General features: G+C 68.0%; 19 protein-coding genes. 3 read left to right on the top strand and 16 right to left on the bottom strand.

Translation table 11 applies throughout. From position 1 onward, the window contains the following. Positions 1-23 precede the first annotated feature (23 nt). The 3 genes from OEX18_03555 to OEX18_03545 are packed head-to-tail and all read left to right on the top strand — an operon-like array spanning position 24 to position 3217. Positions 24-1031: a glycosyltransferase family 9 protein gene (locus OEX18_03555; protein ID MDH4336336.1), complete on the top strand. Its 1008-nt coding sequence runs from the start codon at positions 24-26 to the stop codon at positions 1029-1031. 11 nt (positions 1032-1042) lie between these two features. Next, entirely contained in the window at positions 1043-2320 is a 1278-nt protein-coding gene (locus OEX18_03550; protein ID MDH4336335.1) for a hypothetical protein, read from the top strand. Positions 2321-2353: 33 nt separating this feature from the next. Continuing rightward, positions 2354-3217 (top strand): radical SAM protein, encoded by an 864-nt coding sequence (locus tag OEX18_03545; protein MDH4336334.1) that lies wholly within the window; start codon positions 2354-2356, stop codon positions 3215-3217. On the opposite strand, the gene OEX18_03540 is transcribed toward OEX18_03545, so the two are convergent. From OEX18_03540 to OEX18_03465, 16 genes are all read right to left on the bottom strand, one after another. Further along, the gene (locus OEX18_03540; GenBank protein MDH4336333.1) at positions 3178-3801 is read right to left on the bottom strand and encodes an L-threonylcarbamoyladenylate synthase; all 624 of its coding nucleotides are present in this window, start codon (positions 3799-3801) and stop codon (positions 3178-3180) included. The two genes, OEX18_03545 and OEX18_03540, sit on opposite strands and share 40 nt — an antisense overlap. Before the next feature lie 3 nt (positions 3802-3804). After that, positions 3805-4272, bottom strand: a complete 468-nt coding sequence (purE, locus tag OEX18_03535; protein MDH4336332.1) for a 5-(carboxyamino)imidazole ribonucleotide mutase — start codon at positions 4270-4272, stop codon at positions 3805-3807. Positions 4273-4288: 16 nt separating this feature from the next. Beyond that, positions 4289-5566, bottom strand: a complete 1278-nt coding sequence (gene purD, locus OEX18_03530; protein ID MDH4336331.1) for a phosphoribosylamine--glycine ligase — start codon at positions 5564-5566, stop codon at positions 4289-4291. A 12-nt stretch (positions 5567-5578) separates the two neighbouring features. After that, positions 5579-6733 carry a pyridoxal phosphate-dependent aminotransferase gene (locus tag OEX18_03525; protein ID MDH4336330.1) on the bottom strand — a complete coding sequence of 385 codons (1155 nt, stop codon included), beginning with the start codon at positions 6731-6733 and terminating at the stop codon, positions 5579-5581. A gap of 137 nt (positions 6734-6870) precedes the next feature. Next, positions 6871-8307, bottom strand: a complete 1437-nt coding sequence (locus OEX18_03520) for a hypothetical protein (GenBank protein ID MDH4336329.1) — start codon at positions 8305-8307, stop codon at positions 6871-6873. Continuing rightward, positions 8304-9065, bottom strand: coding sequence for a hypothetical protein (locus OEX18_03515; GenBank protein ID MDH4336328.1), 762 nt, complete (start codon positions 9063-9065; stop codon positions 8304-8306). Before OEX18_03515 ends, OEX18_03520 begins: the two co-directional genes overlap by 4 nt. After that, positions 9046-10746 carry a lamin tail domain-containing protein gene (locus tag OEX18_03510; GenBank protein ID MDH4336327.1) on the bottom strand — a complete coding sequence of 567 codons (1701 nt, stop codon included), beginning with the start codon at positions 10744-10746 and terminating at the stop codon, positions 9046-9048. Before OEX18_03510 ends, OEX18_03515 begins: the two co-directional genes overlap by 20 nt. A 72-nt stretch (positions 10747-10818) precedes the next feature. Further along, positions 10819-13002, bottom strand: coding sequence for a hypothetical protein (locus OEX18_03505; GenBank protein MDH4336326.1), 2184 nt, complete (start codon positions 13000-13002; stop codon positions 10819-10821). Positions 13003-13157: 155 nt separating this feature from the next. Beyond that, entirely contained in the window at positions 13158-14186 is a 1029-nt protein-coding gene (locus OEX18_03500) for a hypothetical protein (GenBank protein ID MDH4336325.1), read from the bottom strand. A gap of 183 nt (positions 14187-14369) precedes the next feature. Further along, positions 14370-14744 (bottom strand): STAS domain-containing protein, encoded by a 375-nt coding sequence (locus OEX18_03495; GenBank protein MDH4336324.1) that lies wholly within the window; start codon positions 14742-14744, stop codon positions 14370-14372. A 35-nt stretch (positions 14745-14779) separates the two neighbouring features. After that, positions 14780-15178, bottom strand: a complete 399-nt coding sequence (locus OEX18_03490; GenBank protein ID MDH4336323.1) for an STAS domain-containing protein — start codon at positions 15176-15178, stop codon at positions 14780-14782. A 31-nt stretch (positions 15179-15209) separates the two neighbouring features. Then, entirely contained in the window at positions 15210-16346 is a 1137-nt protein-coding gene (locus tag OEX18_03485; GenBank protein ID MDH4336322.1) for a tetratricopeptide repeat protein, read from the bottom strand. A 43-nt stretch (positions 16347-16389) separates the two neighbouring features. Then, on the bottom strand, positions 16390-16662 hold the full coding sequence (locus tag OEX18_03480) for a hypothetical protein (protein MDH4336321.1): 273 nt from the start codon (positions 16660-16662) through the stop codon (positions 16390-16392). Then, entirely contained in the window at positions 16655-17392 is a 738-nt protein-coding gene (locus OEX18_03475) for a ParA family protein (GenBank protein MDH4336320.1), read from the bottom strand. The genes OEX18_03480 and OEX18_03475 overlap by 8 nt, the downstream gene beginning before the upstream one ends. Beyond that, a complete protein-coding gene (locus tag OEX18_03470) occupies positions 17389-21612 on the bottom strand; it encodes an anti-sigma factor antagonist (protein MDH4336319.1) in 4224 nt (1407 codons plus the stop codon). The genes OEX18_03475 and OEX18_03470 overlap by 4 nt, the downstream gene beginning before the upstream one ends. A gap of 1 nt (position 21613) precedes the next feature. Continuing rightward, on the bottom strand, positions 21614-23488 hold the full coding sequence (locus tag OEX18_03465) for a hypothetical protein (GenBank protein ID MDH4336318.1): 1875 nt from the start codon (positions 23486-23488) through the stop codon (positions 21614-21616). Positions 23489-23491 lie beyond the last annotated feature (3 nt).

Below are 23491 nucleotides of genomic sequence, written 5' to 3'. Positions count from 1 at the left end.
GGCGCAGGACCGGAACGGGAGCCGTGAGACTCGTCTTCATTCGATTCAGTTCGCTCGGCGATTGCGTGCTGCTCTGCCCGCTGCTGGCCCACGCGCGCCGATCCGGCGCCGAAGAGGTGGTCGTGCTGACCAAGCGCGCCTACGCGGAGTTGTTCGCCGCCGCGGAGGGCGTGGACCGCGTCATCGCCATCGAACGCGGCGCCTCGGCGGGGCAGCTGCTGGGAATTGCCAGCGCGCTGCGCGCGACGGGGCACGTGGTGGTGGACGCACACGCGAGCTGGCGCAGCCGCGTGGTGGCATGGCGCGCGGGCGGCGCGGCGGCGCGTATCGAGAAGCACACGCTGGCCCGGCTCGGGCTCATCGTGTTCAAGCGCCCCGCACCGCTGCCCACCATGCTCGAGCGCTATGCGGCTCTCGCCGGGCCCGCCGGGTTGCCGGCGGCGACGCTGCGTCCCGGCGGCATCGTCCTGCCCGCGACGGCGGCCGCCGCCGCGGATCGGGCCCTCGGCGCGCGCGACGCCATCGCGGTCGCACCCGGCAGCCGCTGGGAGGGAAAACGCTGGGCGGGTTTCGGTGAGCTGTGCGCGGCGCTCGCAGCACGCGGGCACGTCATCGTGCTGGTGGGCGACGAGCAGGACCGCGTTGTCACCGCACCCATCGCCGCCACCCTGGGAGATCGTGCGCTCGACCTGGCGGGCTCCGCCCCGCTCCTGCACACCGCGGCGCACATTGCGCGTTGCCGCCTCTTCGTCGGCAACGACTCCGGCCTCATGCACCTGGCCGAGGCGGTGGGCGTGCCGGTGGTGGCGATGTTCGGACCCACCGTGGAGAGCTTCGGCTACTTCCCCTCGCTGGACGGGAGCCGTGTGGTCGAACGCGCGCTTGCCTGCCGGCCCTGCTCGCGCAACGGCGCCGTGCCCTGCCCGCGCGGAACCGGCGAGTGCCTTGCGGCCATTCCCCACCAGCGCGTCCTGGAAGTGGTGCTGGATGCGCTGGCCGGCGCCGGGACCGCGCGCGTGGTGCTCCCCTGAAGAGCGGACGCATGAACGGCGCACGCATCGCATACAACGCGCTCGCCCCGCTGGGGGCGGCCGGCGCGCGCGCTTCGGCGCTGTTTCTCCCCAAGATGCGCGAGGCGGTGAACGGGCGGCGCGGATGGCGCGGCCGCTGGGATGCGCTGCGCGCGCTGGACGAACGGCCGGTGTGGTTCCACGTGGCCAGCGTGGGCGAGTTCGAGCAGGCGCGACCGGTGATCTCTTCTCTGGAGCGCGCGCGTCCCGAACTGCCGGTAATGATCACCTTCTCGTCGCCGTCCGGGTATCACTTTGCGCGCCGGCGGGAAACCGTGGGCGAGGGCTCCATCCGCTTCATCGACTACCTCCCCTTCGACCTGCCCGGCGCCATGCGCCACTGCGTGGCCGTGGCCCGCCCGCGCGTGCTGGTCGCGGTGAAGTTCGACCTGTGGCCCAACCACATCTGGGAGACAAACGCGCGTGACATTCCCATTGTGCTCATCGACGCCACCCTCAGCGCCGGTTCCGGACGGCTGCGCCCACCCGCCAGCTGGATCTACCGCGACGTCTACGCGCGCATCGCGCGCATCCTGGCCATAAGCGAGGCCGACGCGGCGCGCTTCGCACACGCGGCCCCGGGTCACACCGGCATCAGCGTCGCCGGCGACACCCGCTTCGACCGCGTCATGGAGCGCTGGAACCAGCGTTCCTCCACTCATATCGAGCTCCCGGACGACGGTTGTCCCACGCTCATCGCGGGCAGCACCTGGCCGGCCGACGAGTTCTACCTGCTGCCTGCGCTGGGGGTCGTGTTGCGCGAGCTGCCCGACGTGCGCGTGGTGCTGGTTCCGCACGAACCGGTGCCGTCCCATGTCACACCATTGCGCGAGTGGGCGGCGGGAACCGGGTTCTCCTGGCGCGTGATGAGCGAGCGTGGGGGGGATCGCTCCGCGCGCATCGTGATTCTCGATGCGGTGGGCGTGCTGGCGGAAGCCTACCGCCACGCGCACGTGGCTTACGTGGGCGGCGCCTTCTCCACCGGCGTGCACAGCGTCATCGAGCCCGCCATCGCCGGCATTCCAGTCGTCTTCGGCCCGCGTCACGACAACTCGTTCGAGGCGCAGCAACTGCTTGCGCGCGGCGCGGCGGGCACCGTGTCCAGCACCCCCGAGATCGTCCATGCACTGCTCCGCTACCTCACCGACAGGAATCGGCGCCTCGCGGCGGGGGACGCGGCGCGCGCGTACGTGGAATCGCAGCTCGGCGCCACCGAGAAATGCATGGCGGCGCTGCTCCCCTGGCTGTAATATTCGGGGGTCCGCGCCAGCCGCGGCCGCACCATGATCCAGCCCGCCCATCCCAGCTTCGTGCAGATCGAGACCACGCTCGCGTGCAACGCGGAGTGCCCCTTCTGCTCGCATGCCACCCTGACGCGGCGCCCGCGCCGCATGGAGGACTGGCTGTGGAAGAAGATCATCGACGAGACGCGCGGCATGGGCATCACCTACCGGCCCTTTCTCATCAACGAGCCGCTCGCCGACCACCGGCTGGGCGAGATCATGCGCTACATCCGCAAGGATGACACGGCGCAGATCGAGATCAATACCAACGGCGAGTTGATGCGCGAGGAGAAGGCGCTGGAGATCCTGGACGCGGGCATCGACATCATCCGCTTCTCCATCGACGGCTTCAGCGAAGAAACATTTTCGAGGTCCCGCGTGGGCCTCGACTACAACCTCACCGTGGAACGCACGCGCCGCTTCGTGGAGCTGGCGCGCGAGCGCGGAAACGCCGGCCATGTGGAGGTGCGCATGATCGCGATGGACTACAACACGCACGAACAGGAGGCGTTCGTCGACTTCTGGACGAATGCCGGCGCGGTCGCGGTGGTGACCGACCTCTACCTGTGGCCGTGGGAGCCCGGGGTGAAGCCGGTGCAGTTGCCGTGCAAGAAGGTGCTCAAGGAGATGTTCTTCTACGTGAACGGGAAGGCCACGCTGTGCTGCTGGGATTCACACGAGCGCGGTGTGGTGGGCGACGCCACCCACGAGCACGTCATGGACATCTGGAACGGGGAGTTGAACCGGCGCTACCGCGCCCTGCTGGCCGAGGGCCGCCGCCGGGACATTCTGCTGTGTTCAAACTGCGAGGCCTACAAGAACCACTACTTCGAAGGCTTCCCGTCCCCAGCCGCCCAGGCGTAGCTCCCGCGCCGTACCACGCGCGGCGCCTTCCCCGACAAATCCACGATGGTCGACGCGGTGCGTCCATCCATGAGTCCGCTGACGATGAGATCCACCTCACCCCCCATTTCGTGGCGTATTTCGTGCGCATCGTCAAGCGGTTCCGAGCCCGCGCGGTTGACGCTGGTGGACACGATGGGCTCGCCGACACGTTCGATCAGCGCGCGCAACGGCGCCAGCGCCGGCACGCGGATGGCCACCGTCGGCCCCACCCACGCCGGGCACGCCGGTCCCGCGGGCACGATCACCGAAAGCGGCGCGGGCCACGCCGCGGCGAGCACCTCGCGGCTGCCGCAGCCGTAGGAGCGCACGATCCCGTCCACCATGTCGATGGATGACGCCAGCAGGATGTAGCGCCGGTCGTTGGGTGCGCGCTTGATCGCCGAGATCCGGCGGACCGCATCCTCCGCCGACAGACGCGCACTCAGGCCGTACAGCGTGTCGGTGGGAAGCACCACCACACCCCCGCGCACCAGCGCGTCGCAGGCCAGCTCGGCGCTGCGGGGGTCGTCGATGGCGCCGACGATGGGTGCCCTGCCCGCCACCGGTTATCCGTTCCGCAGTTCGTCGCGGTAGGCCGCGAGCTTGTGCGCCACCGCGTCGTTGGAGAGCGCGAGAATCTGAGCGGCCAGAATGGCCGCGTTCTTGGCACCGTTGGAACCCACGCCCACCGTCGCCACCGGGATCCCGCCGGGCATCTGCACCATGGACAGCAGCGCGTCGATACCGTTGAGCGCACCGCCCGGGATGGGAAGTCCGATCACCGGACGCGAAGAGATGGAACCGATGACACCGGGCAGCGCCGCGCTCAGACCCGCCGCGGCGATGAAGAGTTTCGTGCCGCCCTTGTCCGCCGCGCGCACGTATTCGTGCAACGCCTCCGGCTGACGGTGCGCGGAGATCACGCGCAGTTCCCAGTCGATACCGAATCGGTCGAGCAGGTCGGTGGTGGGTCGAAGGTTGGTCTCGTCGTTCTTGCTCCCGAGCAGAATCGCAACGGTGGGTGACTTTGCCATCGGTGATCCTTTCCGTTCAGGTCTTGTCTGCGGCCACGTGCCGGCGCCCAATATCCGAACGCCAGAACGCGCCGTCAAATTGTACGCGCGCGACGCCGTCGTAGGCGACGCGCAGCGCCCCGCGCAGGTCGCCCGCCCATCCCGTCACCGCCAGCACCCTGCCGCCGGCGGTGACAACGGTGCCATCCGGCGCGCGCCGGGTGCCGGCATGAAACACCGCGCAATCATCCCCGCCGATCGCGTCGAGTCCCCCGATGGGCAGCCCCTTGCGGTAGTTCTCCGGGTACCCGCGCGACGCCACCACCACGGTGGCCGCGGCACCCGGCCGCGTGGGCACCTCGTCCGGCAACCGTCCCGAGGCGGCGGCGAGGAACAACGCCGCCACATCCCCGGCCAGCAACGGCATCAGCACCTCGGTTTCCGGATCGCCGAAGCGCGTGTTGAACTCCAGCACCTTCGGCCCGTCCGCCGTCCACATCAGGCCCGCGTAGAGCGTGCCCGTGAACGGCGTCCCTGCCGCGATCATGCCCTCGAGCACCGGCTCAATCACCGTACGGCGCACGAGCGCCAAGTGCTCCGGCGTCATCCACGGCACCGGTGCGATGGCACCCATGCCGCCGGTGTTGGGTCCGGCATCGCCGTCGAAGGCGCGCTTGTGGTCCTGGGAACTCGGCAGCAACACCGCGCGCGCGCCATCGCACATGGCGTGTACGGACACTTCCTCGCCCGCCAGGAATTCCTCCACCACCACACGCCCGCCCGACGCGCCGAACTGCTTCTCCACCATCATGCCGTCGATCGCACGGTCCGCTTCTTCGTGGTCCTGCGCGATGATCACGCCCTTGCCCGCGGCGAGCCCGTCCGCCTTGATGACGAGCGGCGCCGCGAGTGACCGCGCAAAGGACTTTGCGGCGGCGGGGTCGTCGAACACGGCGAAGGCGGCGGTGGGGATGCCGTGGCGGAGCATGAACTCCTTGGCGAAGGCCTTGCTTCCCTCCAGGCGCGCACCGGCGGCGGTGGGCCCGTAGCACACCAGGCCACCGGCGCGAAAGCGGTCGACGATGCCCGCGTTGAGCGGCGCCTCCGGTCCCACCACGGTGAGATCGATGCGGTGCTCGCGCGCAAACCCGTACAGCGCGTCGACGTCGGTGGCGGCGATGTCGAGATTGTGCGCGATGCCCGCCGTGCCCGCGTTACCCGGCGCGACGTACAGGGCCTCGACCGCGCCGGAACGCGCGATGGCCCACGCGAGCGCATGCTCGCGTCCGCCCGAACCGACCACCAGTACTTTCAACCAGAGACCTCACTAGAGCGATTGCTTGATGCACGCGATGGCCTTCTTGATGTTGGCCTGCGAGTTCGCGTAGGAAAGACGGATGTAGCCCTCGCCGTACTGCCCGAACGCGGTTCCCGCGAGCACGGCCACGCCCGCCTTGTTCATCAGATGGTCCTCCATCTGCTTGGAGGTCTTGCCGGTGCCCTTGATGTTGGGAAACACGTAGAACGCACCCGAGGGTTTGTGACAGCTGAACCCGGGGATGCCGTTGAGCCCGTCCACAATGAGGTCGCGCCGGGCACGGAACTCCGCCACCATGGTGTCCACACTGTCCTGGGGTCCGCGCAGCGCTTCCACACCGGCCATCTGGGTGAAGCTGCACGTGCAGCTGTTGGAGTTGGTCTGCAGCTTGGCCACCTTGACCGCCATTTCTTTGGGGAAGACGCCGTAACCGAGCCGCCAGCCGGTCATGGCGTAGGTCTTGGAGTGACCGTCAAGGATGATGGTGCGCTCCGGCATGCCCGGATACGAATATGGCGTCACGTGTTCGCCATCGTAGATCATGCGCGAGTAGATTTCGTCGGAGAGCACGTAGAAGTCGTGCTTCACCGCCAGCTCGCACAGGCGCGCAATGGTCTCGCGCGGCAGGACGCCGCCGGTGGGATTTTGCGGAGAGTTGATCACCACCAGGCGCGTCTTCTTTGTGATGAGCGACTCGATCTGGTCGGGATCGAACGCGAACTTGTTCTTCTCCAGCAGCGGAATGGGAACTCCCCGCGCGCCGATGTAGTCGATCATGCTCTCGTAGATCGGGAAGCCGGGGTTGGGATAGATGACTTCGTCGCCGGGATCGAGCAGCGCCAGCGCCGAAAAGAAGATGACGGGTTTTCCGCCCGGCGTCACCACGACCTGCGCCGGGTCCACCGCGACACCGCGGTGCCGCGAGATGTAGGCGGCGATCTCCTCGCGCAGTTCCGGCAGCCCCGCGGAGGGTCCGTAGTGCGTGTAGCCCCCGCGCAACGCCTTGACGGCCGCTTCCTTGATATTGTCGGGGGTATCGAAGTCCGGTTCGCCGATCTCCAGGTGCACGATCTCGCGCCCCTGCGCCTCGAGGGCGCGGGCGCGGGCCAGCACTTCGAACGCGGTCTCCGTCCCGAGGTGCGACATTCGTTCCGCGAATTTCATGATGTGCATCTCCATCCTGCGGTGGCTCGCGGCATCCGGGCCGCTGGGGCCCGGTTAAGCCACCAGTGATATTCCTGTAAGCCCTTGAAATAATGACACTAGCAGCCTCGCCCGCGGCTGTCAATTGAATCGTGCCGTCAGCGTGTCAGCGCGGCCTGCAGCACGAGGCGCGCGTCGCCCGCGGCGGTGCGGATCCCCTGCACACCGATGCCGGCGCCCAGCGGCAGCCGCAGGCTCAGGCTGGCCGACAGGTCGACGCCGCTGCGGGACAGTGTCGTAAACGTGGCCGCGCCGGGCAGGACCGCGCGGCCGGTGTACGCCAGTTGTCCGGGGGCAAGATCGAACGCGGAGGCGTGCACACGGCCGTCCATCGCGCGCCAGCGGACGCGCCCCGTCCAAGCCAGCACCCGCCCCGCCGGACCGGTACCCGACACAATGACGTCCACCCGGAACGACTGTTCCACACGCAACCCGTCGCCCGCGTCTTCGTGGGCACGCAGCAAGCAGCGCAGGCGCAGTTCGTCGTGCGACGTGAACGGCGCGGCGCCTTCGAGCAGGTCGGGTGCAAACGCTTCGCTCTCGCGCGTGGCACGAACGCCAACCTCCAGGCGCGCGCCCGGGGCCGCCAGCGACCCGGCGCATTCGGCGCGCTGCCGCCGCTGCACGCCGGACCCGTCGCGCCGGGTGCGCGACGACAGCATGGCGCGCCCGGACACGCCGCCCGCGTCGAAGCGCCGCTCCAGCGCACCTCCCCAGCGCGATGCCGGGGTTGCCGGGGCGGGGTCGGCGGCCGCCGACGGCGCTCCGGCGGCGAAGAGCGCGCGCCACGCGCCCCCCTCGCCCACGATGACGCGCAACACGCCGCGTGCGCCGTCCGCCGCGGCGCCCATCTCGCCCGACACGAATGCCGACCTCGACACGTGCGCCACGCACAGCGAGCCGGCTCCCGCCCCCGCGCGCGAGCGTCCCACCGCCGCGTACACGGAGGCGCGCGGTTGCACCACGCCGGCGGAGACGAACGCGCGCGCGTCGTCGGACGCGTCCCAGTCCCGCCACGCACCGGCGGCGAGGCGCACCTGCGCCAGGGTGACGCGCACACCGGCGCCGGGCGACGAACCCCAGGTGGACGACGACGGGGCAAGGCGCAGGCCGTCCGCCGATCGCGCGCCGCGCGGCTGCACGGCCGCGGCATCGCGGGCGTCGGCCAGCAGGGCGCCCTCCCCCAGTGACGCGCGCACCGCGCCCACCACCACACCCAGCCGGCGCGTGTTGAACGCCATCGCCCCCGCCCTGCCGGATGTGGAGTCGCGATAGCGCGCCGCCACCGGGCCGGCCGCGGCGGTCGCGCGCACCACCCGCCCCTCCCCCGACGCGAGTGCGTCGGCGGCAAACGCGGTGCGCGCGGCGTGAAAATCCGCATCGGTCAGGTCGGTGTCGGCCAGGAGCCCCTCGTACTCGTCGCCCCAGGTGGCCGGCGTGTCCTCGACCGTGCCCCCCAGCGGCGGGCGCGCGGCGGAACACCCCGCGAGCCACACGCACGCGAGCAGCGCGCCCCGGCGCAGCCGGCCCGTCACCACGCCACCGACAGGGACACGCCCTGCGACATCCCCAGCACCGCGTGACGGAAGGCGCCGGTGGACACCACCCAGCGCCGGGCGGTCACGGTGGCGCCGACGCGGGCGGTCTCGCTGCCGTCGTCGTAGCCCGCCAGCAGCGCCAGGGCGCGGTGGACCGGAACCACGGCCGCGACACCCGCCGCCAGCGCGCCGGGTCCGTCGTAGCGCATGCACGCGAGCACCCGCGCCCGTCCCCCGACCGGTCCGGCGAGCGCCATCGTCATGAAGACATCGCGCCCCGTGCCTCCCGCGAGGGATTCCATGTCGGCGGTGATCGTCACCCCGCCCAGCGCGACACCCGACACCAGCGCGGTAACCACTGCGGACTCCCCCGCCGCGCCGGTCAGCGCCAGCGACTCAACGCCGGCGCGGACCGCGATCCGCCAGCGCGCGGACGCCACGCCGACGCGCAGCGTCGCGCGTGTCTGCGAGCCCACCGGTGCGCCGATCCGGCACACCTCCACCCCCACCGGCAGTCCGCCCACACGCGTGCCGGCGCGCATCCCCGACAGGCGCAACCCGGCGATGCCGAACAGTTCCATATCGCCAAATTCGACACAGGTACCACCGGGTGCGGGTGCAAGCAGCGCGGATGATTCGCGAACAGCGGTGATGCGGTCGAGCACGGACGGAAACGGAACCTGCGCACGCGCACACAACGGCATCAACACGCCGGCCACCACGGCGAGCAGCGCGCTACCGTGCCGCGCCCGCACACCCCACCACCACCTTCTGCACCGTCCCCCGCGTGCCGTCGGCCAGGAGTTCTTCGCACGCCACCACGTACAGACCGGGACGAACCGTGTGTCCGCTGCGGTCGCGCCCGTCCCACAGGAACACGGCCGGCAGCGCGAACGCGCTGCCGACGTCGGCCACACGGCGCCCCGTCATATCGAATACCGAAACCACCACCCGCGCCACACCGGCCCCGGCCGCCACGGCGATGCGCAGCACGTCGCCGCGCGCGGGCGCGAACGGATTGGGTTCGACGTCGAGTTCGCCTTCCACCGGCGGGTCGTAGAGCGACGCGCCGTTGGGACGCCCGGGCGAGCAACCCTGCGCGGCGGGTGAGAGGCGCCACACCGGGGCGCGCGCGCCCGGGTAGAGGTCGACGCGCTCGATGCTCACGCCGCTGATGCCGGTGGGAAGCGGCGGATACGCGACCGCCTCCACCGGGATCCCGTGCCGGTCGGACACGACGACGCTGTCCGCAACCCCGCTGCCCGAGCGGTTGAACGACGGCCACGATCCGTCCACCCCCACCACCGAACCCGGCGGCGTCTGCGGGACGCACGCGATGAGTGCCGCCGGGCTCGCGGATACGGCGAGGAAGCCGCGCGGTGCGATGACCAGCGAGTCCGCCGCAATGGGAACCGGTTGCGCGCGCATGTCCCGCAACCGCCAACCGCCCACGTCCACCGGCGCGTCGCCGGCGTTGAATACCTCCACGAACTGCGGGCACTGCGGCGCCGGCGCGCTCCACACCTCGCTCACCAGAACCGGGACCCGCCCGACGCGCCGCAGCAACACCACGGTGTCATTGAAGCCGCGTTCGTCGGCAGGATAGCCCGCGGTGGCGGCGAGCCGGTGGAACCCGAGCGAAAGCGCCACCCGCAGCTCCACACGCTCCGCACCACCGGGTGGAATGACGGCCGCGTTGACCACCACGGCGGCTTCGACACTCCCCGCCTCCGTGGAGTCGGCAATGGCCACGCGCACCTGCCCCGCGTCGACGGCCAGCACGCCGGTGTTCACCACCTCGAGCGCAATGCGCTCCTCGCCCGGCGCGTCGCGACCCAGCAGCGCGGGCGTGGGCGGCGCGAGCGCCAGTGCGACATCGCGGCGCGGGACGTTGAAACGGCCCGGGCTGGGTGCCGCGGCCGCGAAGTCGGATGCGTTGTCGCCCGTGTCGTTGGCGTCCGGCACGCGCGCAATCGACATGCCCGCCGCGACCACCGCGGCACCGCGCGTCTCCGTGTATGCGGCATCGTCCAGTCCGCCGTAACCGACCACGTCGAGCACCGCGCCACTCGCGTCCACGATGCGCAGGGCATCCGGTCCGTTCTGCAGCGACAACGTGGTGAGAACGTCCGGGGCAGGCGACACCATCGCGTCACCCAGCAGGAACGGCTCGCCCGCACGTATCGTCACGCCGGGTTCCGCGCGCCACAACACCACCCAACCGGTTCCGGTTCCATTGTGGAACTCGAGCGTCAGACCGCCGATGTCCGCCGCAGCGCCATCGGTGTCGATCAGCTCGACAAACTCGTAGCCGGCGTCGGCGCCGGGATGATCGTAATAGACCTCGTTGATGACGACACGCGCGAACGCGCGACCGGCACCGAAACATGCACAGAGAAGAAAGAAAGGGAGGAAGAAACGAAGAACCCCGCCCATACCACACCACCACCTCGCATGGCAGTGTAGCGCGCGCGGCTCCCCGGCGCAACCGTAAAACAGCCGGGGCGGTTAGATCATCCCGCTGCGTTTGCGCAGCAGCCATTCGGCGGAGAGCAGTGCGAGCAGGATCAAGAACAGCGGCGCCTCCGCGCGCAACACCGATTCGGACACGGTGGGGACGGTGCGCGGCTCGAGGTTCATGCGCGGCGCCAGCTGTTGCGCCGTGGCCGGCGTGGCGTATCCACCCCCGCTGCGCCCGGCGATGCGCGCCAGCGCCTCGCGATCCTGCGGCGTGCGCTGGAACTCGACCGACGAGGTCGACACGCGCAGTTCCAGCGGCCGCGATTCGATGGTGCGGTCCGCGAGTTCGGCGCTGCCACGCACCACGTAGCGCCCCGACGGCATCGCGTCCAGGGTGACGGACATGCGCGAGGCGTCGGGGGATTCGCGCCGCATGGCCGCCTGGGCAAGGGGCGTCTCCACGTCCGCGGAATCGAGACGCGCAATCTCCACGTGCACCGGCGCGCCGGTGACCGGCTGCAGACGCTCGTTGAGGATCTCCGCGTACAGCACCGGCGACTCGCCCGCCTCGAACACGTTCTTGTCGGCAACCAGCACGAACCGCCCCGACTCCTCGCCGCGCGTGAGCACGTCGATCAGGCGCGCCATCAGTTCGTCGTAGACGCTGTTGCTCTCGGCAACGAACTTCCAGCGCCACAGCGGCCCCGCCGCAATGACGGCCACCCGGCCCTTGCCCGAGTTGGCGAAGGTGAGCGCCGGCACCGCGCGGCCGCGAACGCCGATGAGCACCTCCCCCGCCGCCGTCGGCGCCAGCCCGCCGTAGAATCCCAGCAGCGGCGCGCGCTCCTGCCAGTCGGTCTGCGAGAGCAGCGGCACCAGCGGCGCGGTGATGGGACTGGCCGCCGCGCGCACCCCGGGACCCACCGCCGTGTACTGCAGCGTGAAGGAAAACGGCGGGTCGCCGCGCAACGGGATCACGTCCGCCAGTGCGCGCCATACGGCGGCGTTCTCGAACGCGGAGCCCGGCCCGGGCAACACCAGCAGCCCGCCGCCGTGGTCGGTGACGAAACGCCGCAACGCGTCCGCCACCGCCGGCGTGACGAAGGTTTCGTCGACGGATGCGAGCACCACCGCGTCGGCCCCCACCAGCGCCGGCATGAACTCGGCGGGGCGCTTGAGGCGACCGTCCGGGGTCGATGGCCAGCGGCCGGACACGAACACCTCGCACTCGTAGGCCGGATCGCGCGCGATCAGCGAGGTCAGGAACGCCAGTTCCCAGGTGGGCGCAAGATCGACCACCAGCACGCGCGTCCTGGCCTTCTCCACTTCGATGACGACATCGCGGCGGTTGTTTTCCTTCTCCGTGTCCACGCCGTCACTCGAAACGGTCAGCACGAACTCACGCCGCCCCGGCTCGGTCACCCGCACCGCCACCGGCACCACAGCCTCGGCCGGGCCCGCGGCGAGGGACGTGTCCGCTTCGAACACCACGCGGCCGTTCTCGCTCAGTTGCAGGTGAACGCGCCGCACCGTCGTGCCGGTGGATGCGACGCGCGCGCGAATGGTGGCACGCGAGGGTGCGCGCACCACCGGGCTGTACTCGACGCCGGCCAGGCGCACATCCGCGGCCGCCAGCGTGTCGCCGACCCCCACCGTCCATACAGGAACATCCGGCAGCGCCGGGCGCACCAGTGCGGCGTCCGTTTCCACCCCATCGCTCACCACCACCACCGCCGCGAGGTTCTCGCCCTCGAAACGGCGCGTCACGCTCTCCAGCGCCCGGGCGATATCGGTGCCCTGCCGGTCCGGACGGGCGTCCTGCCCGCCACGGTCGTCGAGGTCGCTCGAAAAGAAGAGCGTCTCGGCCTTCGCGCCACGGCCGGAAACCGCGTCCGACATCCCCGCCGCCACGCGGCGGGCCGCATCGAACCGGCTCTCGCCCCCCTGCCAGCCTTCCGCGGGTAGCGACATGCTCGCGGAACGATCCACCAGCACCACCACGCGTGCGTCCTCCACCCGGTTTCCGCGCCAGATGGAACGGGGGTCGAAGAGCAGCAGTGCGAGCACCAGGAACGCCGCAATGCGCAGCACCGTCAGCACGAAACGCGGACGACCGGAGACATCAGGCGACGTGCGCCAGTACGCGTACAGGGCGAGCGCCACCAGCACCGCAGCCAGCGGAACGACCCAGGCGTGAAAGGAAAGACCCAGTGTGGATGAAGCGACGACCATAGGATGAACGGCGCGGCGTCCGCGCGTACCGACACTATATACGTTCACCCCTGCCGGTGATGCCCTAAAAAGGGGCGGGGCCGAAACAAATGGTTGTGACCGGGAGATTGTCCCTGCGCGGAGCGTAGTCGCGCCATCCTGCCCCGGAGCGGTCGTTAGAAGGCGTAGGTCAGTTCGTGGGCCCGGTTGACCCGCAGCGCCCGGGTTTCCACACGCCGACGATAGTACTGTTGCCAGCGTTCTGAGAGCCTCGTATTCTCAAAGAACAGCCGCTCCCTCAGCAGATCCCGAAGCCGCCACGGCCGGCTTGCCAGCCCAAGAAGCATCGCCGAGGTCACCCGGTTCCCCTTCTCCCGTCGCCGCTTCACGTAGTTGCGCCACACCTGGAAGATCGCGAGCTTCTCGATCGACGCCTGCCGCCGCTTCGCCCACGCAATCGTCTCCCGCTTGTGCGCCGCCGTGCTGTGACGGATCAAGAGGTCGAGCACGTTGATCTCAAACAATGGATTGCGCTCATCCCGCCGCTGCTTCGAGGATGTGGTCTGATGGGTCACCTCGCCACCAACGGATACGATCGCCCGCGGATAGGCCGGATGCTCGTCGCTGCGGATGGTTACCGCCTTCCCCCGGGGCAGGAGGGTTTGCAGCAACTCCCGCATGCCCGCCTCCACTGCCCGGGGATCCGCCCGCCCCAGCTCGGCCTCGAGAGCCGCGCGGCGCGCCCGCTGGTGCGCGGTCATGCGCCCCTTGCGGCGCAGCACGCTGTCGATGTGGCAGAGGAAGTAGCCCGAGGCAACGTCCACCGCCACATTGTGATGAAACGGAAAGTACTGGCTCCACTCGAACGTCTCGAAGCCGTCGATCGCAATCTCGTCAAGATCCTCAATCCGCGCAAGCTCGCTTGCCTGGAGCAGGAGACAATGCCGCCCCAGGCGGGCGACGTGGTGGGCGATGCTGGCGTGGCTGACACCCAGTGCGCGGGCCATCTGTCGGTTGCCCATGCAGCCGACCACCATCATGAAGCAACGGACGCTGAGATCGGGGCGCTTCTGCCAGTAGGAGGTCGAGAAGGTCTGGGTACTGAAGTGACGCTTGCAGGCCAGACATGTAAACCGCTGGATACGGTGGGGGTACCTCTGGCGCAGGTAGAAGCCCTTGCGCTTGAAGGGCCAGTCATCCGTCAAGGTGTTGAAGTATGTGCAGTTGGGATTGGGGCAATGGGGAGGAACCCATCCCGACGATCCCGGTCCCATGTCCCGGTACAGGCACACCCCGTGCCAGGGACAATTTCGTGGCCACAACCGAAACAAATCGGGGCCGCGCGGTCGGCGCGGCCCCGAAGGGAGCACAGATTCACAGCGCCCGGCTCAGCCGGCGCTCTTCGACTTGAATGCGTCAATCGCCTCGGCGGTGGTCCCGAAAGCCTCCAGGATGGAGTGGAATTCGAGCAGTTGGAACACCTCGTGGACGTCGCCCACCATGCCCGCCAGCTTGAGGTCGCCACCGTGGTTGCGGATGCGCTTGATCTCACCGATGAAGATGCCCCAGCCAGCGGAGCTGATGTAGTTGACGCCGGAGAGGTCCACCACGATACGGTACGACTCGCGATCGAGCAGGCCGTAAAGCGCCGTCTCGAGTTCGCTCGCGGTCGTCGTGTCCAGGTAGCCACTCACCTTGAGCACGGAGACGCCCGCGCCGTTACTGCCGGTTGTGACGCTGACTACGATTCCATCAACAGCCATGGTCTTGATCCCCCGCAATGAGACCGCCGCGCGCGCTATCGGCGACCGGCCGGTCCGCCTTGTGTTCCCGAGTCGGTCGCAACTTCGAAGTCACGAATCGCCTCAGACGTCTTCATGAACGGTTTCAGTATGTTGCCAAACTCGAGCAGATCGAATACCTCGCGCACCTCGGGCATCATGCCGGCAAGCTTGATGTCGCCGCCGTTGCGCCGGATGCGCTTGATCTCGCTGATGAAGATGCCCCACCCGGCCGAGCTGATGTAGCTGACACTGCCCAGATCGACGACGATGCGGTAGCAGCTCTCGTTGACGATCCGCTCCAGCGTCTCCTCGAGTCCCGAGGCATTGGTCGTCTCGATGGTACCGCGCAGGGTAAGCACGGAAACCGGGTTGGCAGCGTTGGTACGCTCTTCGGAGATAATCAGTTTTTCCATGAGTTTGCCTCAACCCCGGCATAAGCAAGAGCTAGTCCAATAGCGCCTTCAGCAGGAAGTGTATGCCCTGCCTATCGTTAGCTGCCAGCCGGAGGTTCTTTTCCGCCTTCTTGAAGTTGGGATTTCGCGCCAGCGCCTGTCGGAATGCCTCGTGGGCCTGGTCCACGAGGATCTTGCATTTTGCAGCATACAGGACGCCCAGATCGTTGTGGATGTCGGCGAAGCCCGGGTTTGCCTCCAGTTCCGCATTGAGACGCTCGATCAGCCCGTCGATGTCACCCTCCGTCAGCTCGTCGGCCCGGAACTTCAGGATGAGGTAGATTTCCAGGGACAGATCGTTGGCCGCGGTCGTGTCCAGCTCTTCCTTGATCTTGGCCAGGCGTTCGAACACGGTGTCATAGCGCTCGACATCGAGCGCCTTCACCGCCTCCCGGAAGTCCTCGCCCTCGAGTTGCGGCCGGAGCTGGATATTCAGGTCCAGAATTCGCCGCAGGCGTGCGCGCAGGTCACGCGACAGGTCGTAGTCCTGCTTGAGGACCACGTTACGGGCGAGCGCCAGCGCCAGGTTCATCAGCGCCTTCTGGTAATAGCGATTGATCTCGAGGGCGCGTTCGAAACACGCCGCCGCGTCGCGGCAGCGATCGGCCTTGAGGTAGGCCACGCCCAGGTCGTTGTGCAGGTCTGCGTAGGCCGGGGCCAGTTCCAGCCCCTTCTGGAAGGCGCGCACCGCCTTCTCGCTGTCGCCGACCGACAACAGGCAGTTTCCGAGGATGGAATAGCCAACCGCGTCCTCCAGCCCCAGCTTGATGGAGCGGATGACCTCCGCCATGGCCTCGCGAAACAGACGCTCCCCGTACAGGGCCTCGCCCAGCTTGAGGTGGGCGCGGCCATCCACGTCCTTCTTGAGACGGTCGCGCAGATCGAGCAGCGAGGTCAGGCGCAGCCGGTAGGTGTCGTGCGCACGGCGCACCAGGCCGCGCATGGCGTCCGGGGTCAGTTCTCCCTCGTAGCGCTCGGTGTGCCGGGAGAGCAGCGCACCCTCGAGAAACAGCGACGTCACCACGGCACGCTGCGCCGGCACCAGACTCGACTGAATCAGGTAGCGCGTTCCGCTGGACTGGATTTCGCTACGATGGTCGTAGCTCTCCATTGCCGTAACCCCTCTCATGACTCCCCTACTATACGACTTGCGCCATCCGTCCACAACATGACTAGACGACGTCCTCCGCCGACAGCAGCGAAATGGCGATTCGAATCAGTTCGTCGCGCGAAATCTTGCGTCCCCGCGCTGCGAGCTGCGCCGCCACCCGGTCGATGTGCTTCAGCGTTGCCGGTGTTAGCCGTACCACGACCTCGACCTGGCGCGCGTCGGGCGCAAGCGGCGACTTGCCCCGGATGAGCTTCTTCACCGTCTCGGTCTCGTGCGATTCCTTGCTATCTTCGAAAGGATCGCGCCCCAGGGACTTGCGCCGTCGTTCAGACACGGGTCAGCACTTCCTCGGTCAACTGATAGTAGTCGAACGCACCGCGCGACATGGGCGAGTACTCGAAAATGGTCTGGTTAAAACTCGGCGCCTCGCGCAACGACGTATTGGTGCGAATCACGCTCTTGAACACCTTCTCCTCGAAACGCTCCCGCAACGAACCGAGCACGTCGGCCGAGAGCCGTGTGCGCGAGTCGTAGAAAGTGGGCAGGATGCCCATGATCGACGTCTTGCGCACCGAGTGCTCGTTAATCTCATCGATAATCTGCATAGTTTGACGGGCTCCCGCCTGCGCCAGATAATCCATGCTCACGGGAATGATCACCTCGTCGGCGAAGACGATGGCGTTGATGTTGATCAGATTCACCGTGGGCGAACAGTCACATATGACGACGTCGCACCCGCGCAAATTCTTGAGCGCCAGATCCAGCCGGCGGTCGCGGCTCGACTGCGAGGCCAGCAGCATCTCGATCTCGGCCAGCTCGCGCCCACCCGAATCGATCACGTAGAGGTTCTTGCGCACCTCGATTACTTCCACCTCGCCGTGTTGCAGCAGGTTGCACAGGGTCTTGCCCGCCCGCACGTCAAAGGCGATGGCCACGTTGCGCTGCGGATCGCAATCGACGATCAGCACTTTTTTGCCGCACAGCGCAAGACCGTGCCCCAGATTGATGGCGGTGGTGGTCTTGCCGGTCCCGCCCTTGGAGGTGATGATCGCCAGCTTCCTCATGCGTCGCCGCCCCCGTCGGGCTCCCCGCCATCGTCCCCACCGCCGCCGTCCCCGGAACGCTTGCGCAGCCGCTCACCATAGGAGTCCCAGCCCATGGAACGCAATTTTCGGTCCTGATCCACGCGTTCGTCCGGCCGGGAGGCGTTTACGTCCAGGTCGGCCGGGGGCTTGACCACCCCATCCCACGAGCGGTGGCGCCATTCCGGCTCCTCCTCGGGGTCCGCGGGCGCCGGGGCCGGGTAGGCCTCGCCGTCGAACGGGTCCGGTGCGGGTACCCGCGACGCGGTGTCCCCCTCCAGGACGTCGTCGATCCCGTCCATGTGCGTGTCGCGCCGCACCGCCTCGGGCGCCTGCGCAGACGGAGCCCCGGGCGCCGGTGCCGGCGGGGTGGTGCCGCCGGCCAGCCCCACAATGGCCTCCGCGTCTGTGGCGTAGGCGCGAATGAAGGCCCGGAACTCGAGACACTCGTAGACCTCGTACAGGTCCGGATCCAGCCCCACCAGCGCCACCGCACCCACTCCCTCGTAGGCATGCGCAAACTGGCCCCAGCCGGCGCTGGAAACGTACTCGACGCGGCTCAGGTCGAAGATGATCGCCTCCGGTGCGGACACGACCTCGCGGGCGATCTCGTCGGCCAGCAGCGAGACCGCCGTGGTCTCGATGATGCCCGAGAGGCGCGCGATGCGGATGCCACCGGGCCCGTCCTCCCATACGATGTCCATGCCGGGGACGCTGGCCTCGACGCGTCCCCGCCCCTCGTAGTCCGTCGTATCCGCAACCGGAACCGGCGCGATATCGACGCCATCATGCTCCATGGCCGGCGCGGGCCGCTGGAAGTCCTCGATGGCGTCGACGAGGATGTCGAACGACGACAGGACGATGTTGAAACCGAGCATGGTGAACACGTAGTAGACGTCGGGGTCCATGCCGAAGAGCTTCACGTCGCCGCCCGCGCGGCGCACCTCGCGCAGGCGCTCGGTAAAGACACCCCAGCCACCGCTGGACACGTACTCGACCTGCGACATGTCCACCACGATCTTGTTGCGGCCGTTGGAGATGATCTGGTCGACGGACGCGCGCAACTTCTCCGCGCTGACCGTGTCGATGATGCCGTCGAGCGACAGAACCGCGATCTCTCCCTTTTCGCCCACCGTGGTGGCTTCCACGTGCAGGCTCTGCCATTCGCGCGGCGTGTCATCGACGTCCGTGGGCTCGACGCTGAGGCCGTGTGCCACCGCCACCTCATCGGGCGAGAGACCCGGACCCGGTGCCGGGCGCTGATCGGCGGGAAGCGACAGATACTCGCGCGCCTCCGCAATGGACTTGAATGCGCGCAACACGTCGGCGAAGCCGAGCAGTTCGTAGACATCGTAGACCTCGGGCGTCATGCCGGAGAGCACGATGTCTCCGCCACGACTGCGCAGGCCGTGCACCTCACCCACGAAGATCCCCCAGCCACCGCTGGACACGTACGACACGTCGCTCAGGTCCACCAGGATGCGGGTGGCGCCGGCGGCGATCATGTCGCGCAGGCGTTTCTCGAGACCGGCCGAGGAGGCGGAATCGAGGTGTCCGTTGAGGCGAATCTCGGTGATGCCGGCCGAGGACGACGCGGCCACCCCCATGGCATCGGGGCGGGTCCGCGCGGCATCCGCCGTCTCGGGCGCGGGCTTCGCCGCTGCTTCGCCGGCGTCCCGGGACAGCGAAACGCCGGGGATGTCGCGCAGCAGTTCGTCGATCGCCTCTGACGGGCGCCCCGCCGCCTCGGGTTCGCGCGCACCCGGCGGCAGCGGTTTGCCTTCCTCGTCGATGAGCCGGTTGCGGCGCAGGTAGTCGAGGCGCAGGTCGCGCGTGTTGAGGTTCAGGCGCTTGAGTTCCTCGTAGACCATGCGCTCGGTGATTTGCTGGTTCTCGTCGCGGCCATCGTTGTACTCGTTGGTGATGCGCTTGGCGCCGAACTCCGGATTGGCCACGATGATGCGGATGATCCGCTTGCGCGCTTCCAGGCTCACGCGCTTGAGGCTCATGTCGTCGCGCAACTGGTCGTTGCGCAGGCCACGCTCGCCCATCAGGTCCAGGCGCCGCTTGTAGCGGTAGTAGGTGGCCGGCGACACGCGCATCTGCTGGCATGCCTCCTTGACGCTCATGCCCTGCACGTCCACCAGGTCGAGGAGCTTGCGGCGGATGCCGAACAGGACGTCGTCCGCAGTCATCTTTTCCTTCACCGCCACCACGGTGATGTCGTCGCTCTGCGGGTAGTCGCCGGTGAAGCGGCGGATGTCCTCGTCCAGACGCGCAATGAACTGCTCGGGCGACATGTGTCCGTAGCTGCGCACCATGTCCACCAGGCGGTCCTCGCCGTACTGGTCGCGCCGCATGTTCATGGCCTCGGTGACGCCGTCGGTGTAGATCACCAGCATGTCGTCCTTCTTGAGGCGTATCTTCTCCAGACTGATGGAACGGCGGAACAGGGATTCGTCGGGGAGGCTGATGCCCACCGGGAATCCGCGCGGGTTGAGGAAGAAGGTCTCCTTGGTCTCGTGGCGATAGAGGATCATCGGATTGTGTCCGGCGCTGGCGTAGCTGATCACCCGATTCTTGGAGTCGAGGATGACGTAGAACATGGTGACGAACATGCCCTTCTTCATGTCGTCGGTCACGAAGGCGTTCATCTTGGCCATCACGTCGGACGCATTGCGGTTGCCGCGCGCCTCCATGCGCAGCGCGGTGCGGATCATGGTCATGACCAGCGACCCGGGAACGCCCTTGCCCGACACGTCGGCCACCACCACGCCGATGGTGTCGTCGTCCACCTGCACGAAGTCGTAGTAGTCGCCGCCCACCTCGGCCGCGGCCTGGTATAGCGGCGCAATGTCATAGCCGGAGATCTCCGGGCGATTGCGCGGCAGGAGCGACTGCTGGATCTGCTTGGCCACCTCGATTTCCTTCTGCATCTTTTCCTGCTCGAGGATCGAGGTCTGCGCCTTCTTGAACTTCTCGGTGATCTCGTTGAACACGCCGGCGATGGCACCGATCTCGGCCGGGCCGCGCACGTCGAGCTTGCCCTCGAGATTGCCGTCGCCGATGGCGCGCACGCCGTCGGTGAGAATCTGGATGGGGCGCACGAACACCTGCACCAGTCCCAGGATGAGCAGCACGCCCACGCCAAACAGCGCCACCAGCAGGAGCATGGTCTGCAGGCGCGTGTCTTCGATGGCGCCCACGACGCCGTCTTCGAATACGCCCAGGTGCAGCACGCCGATGTCGAAGGCCGCGCCACCCGGGTTCTGAACCGACACGCTCACCGCAATGTCGCGCACGCCGCGCCCGTCCATCTCCAGGCGACTCCACGTCACTCGGCCGTCGTCCAGCAGCAGCTGCGCCTGCGGGGCGCGGTAGGGCTGGAACACCTCGTCCACGGTGGCGGAGGCACGGATGTTCCCGAGGGCGTCCACGACGCGCGCGTAGGCAATCTCGTCGTTGGCCGCCACCATCTTGCTCAGTTCGGATGTGAGGTTGGTTTGCTCCAGCGAGTACTCGTTGGGGTCCATCAGGGCCGACACGCTGCGCCGCGCCAGGCTCTCGGTGAGGCGGCTCTTCTCAATCCACTGCGTGGCCTGCTGCGCCTTGATGTCCTGCGTCTGGCGCACGAACATGACCACGCCGATCACCGTGACCAGCGCCAGCAGGCCACTGCTGGCGCGCACCATGAACTTGAAGCGCAGCGTGCCGCGCGCCGGGAGTCTCCCGGGGAGCACCGAGGCCGAGAACGTCGCCTGGCTGCGCTTGGTGAGGACCAGTTCGTTGCCGGTGTCGGTGGCGTGGTACTCCACGCCGTCCATGAGGCGATTGATGAGGAACACGCCGAAGCCGCCCTTGCGGCCAGTTTCGACGTACTGGTCGAGGTCGGGATCCTTGACACCCGAAAAGTCAAAGTGCTTGCCGCGATCCTGCAGCCGGAACTTGACCTTGCCGGAGTCGATCTCGGCGATAACGGTGATGCTGCCCGGCTCCCCGGAACCGTCGTAGGCGTGCTTGATGATGTTGGTGCACGCCTCGTCGACTGCCAGCTTGGTGTTGGAAACCTCTCGCGGGCTGAATCCGGCCCCCTCGCACACTTCCACCACAAAATCCCGCACCCGCCCCAGCTGGGAGTCTTCCGCGACTACGGTGAGATCGCGAGACAACTTCTTCTCGACAGCAGCGGACGGCCGGGACACGTTACTTCCGTTCCTGGACTTTGCGCAGACGCTCGCGGGCCTCGTCGATACTGCGCTGAACGCTCTCGTTGGTGGGATCAATCTCCAGGATCTTCTGCCACTCGGTGATGGCCTGGGCGTACTCGTCCCGTGAGAAGTGCTGCATGCCGGCCAGGTAGAGTTCGCGCACGCGCGACTTCTCCTGGTCGGTCAACGGCGTGATGCGGCGCTTGGTGAGCGCCTGCAGTTTCTTCGCGTCCTCGTGGTTGGGTTGCAGGAGCAGGAGTTCGTTGAGCTTGGTCATGGCCACCTGGTAATTCCCCGCGTTGTAATCCTGCAGGGCGTCGTTGTACAGCGTCACGATGCGCAGCCGGCGCTGCGAGGTGGCGTAGTCCTGGCTGACCGACTCGATGCGCGTGCGGATGCGCGCGATGGCGGCACTCGCCTCGGCGTTCTGCGGGTCGTACTGCTGCACGTTGTTCCACTCCGCGATGGCCTCGGTGAGGCGGTTCTGCGACTCGAGCGCGTGTGCGTTGGCGATGTGTGAACCAACCGCCACGTTGATCTTGGTATTGGTCTGCGCCAGGTAGTCCTGCGCGCCCTGGTTGCCCGGGTCGATCTGCAGGACGGCGAGCCACTCGCCGCGCGCGCCCAGCAGATCGTCCTGGTTGAACAGGTCCAGCCCGCGCGCGAAGCGGGTGCGAATGGCGGCCTGCGTCTCGACGTCGCGCACCGCGGCCGCCTGTTGCGCCACCACCTGGGCTCGAGCCGCATCCGCCGCCTCGATGGCATCCTGGTCGTCGGGGACGTACTCCAGCACGATGCGCCATTCGCCCAGCGCCCCGGACCAGTCCCCCTGCGCCTCCAGCTCGCGCGCCGTCTTCTTGTGCGCCGCCACCCGCGCCTCGAAGGTGCGCCGGATGAGTTCGCTCTCCTCCCGGGCCTGTTGCTCGGCGATTTCCGCGCGCTGCTCTGCAAGCGACTTGCCAAGACGGGCGGTGAAGGTGACGCCCTGGTTGGAGCCGGCCTCGTCGCGCGAGTAGAACGAGTAGTCCAGCCCGTAGTTGAACGCGCCCACACCCAGGCCGAAGGTGACCACGTCCTTGTCGTAACCGGCGCGCAACGCGATGAATTTGGAGAACGCGTACTCCGCGCCCGCGTGGAAGCGCGCATCGGCCACCTCGGGCATGTCGTACTGCAACATCAGGCGCAGCGCGGACCCGTTGTCGAAGTTCCGGGTCCAGCCCGCGCCCATGAGGATGGTGCGGTAGACCGTGTCCTCGTTGAGATCCAGCTTGTACTGCGCGCCCACCACGTCCTGCAGGTTCACACCGATGGAGAGCGACTTGGCCGCGTCGGGAATCCAGCGCAAGCCCACGTCGACGCCGGGCGCGGTGCTCGAGTACGGATCCACGATCTGGCGGTTGATCTTGAAGCTCGCGCCCATGGCCAGCGAGCCCAGGAACCAGCCCGAGTGGCGCTCGAAGGCGTAGGAGAACAGCAGCTGGCTCTCCGAGTAGTTGCCCTCACCCAGCGGGCGGCTCTGCTCGTCGTAGGAATCGAAGGTGGTTCCCACGCGCGTGTAGCCCACGCCGAAGGCGCCCGCCGACAGCGTCGGGTAGACGAAGCCAAAGTACGTGTAGTCGGCGCCGGTGAAGTCGCCGTAGAGCGGCATGTACATGGCCATGAACTGCATGGAGCCGGCGTTCTTGAGCGCGGCGGGGTTCCAGTACACCGCGCTGGCGTCGTCGGCGAGCGAGACGAACGCGTTGCCCAGCCCGATGCCGCGCGAGCCGGCGCCGAGCGAGAAGATGCTCTGGGTGCCGGCGTCCTGGGCACGTGCCGTCCCCGGGATGCACAGGCAGGCCATTGTCACCACACAGAGTATGCGCGTCACGGG

It is taken from the genome of Candidatus Krumholzibacteriia bacterium (genome assembly GCA_029865265.1).
Taxonomy (GTDB): Bacteria; Krumholzibacteriota; Krumholzibacteriia; order WVZY01; family JAKEHA01; genus JAKEHA01.
This window is presented reverse-complemented; position numbering and strand designations above follow the sequence as displayed.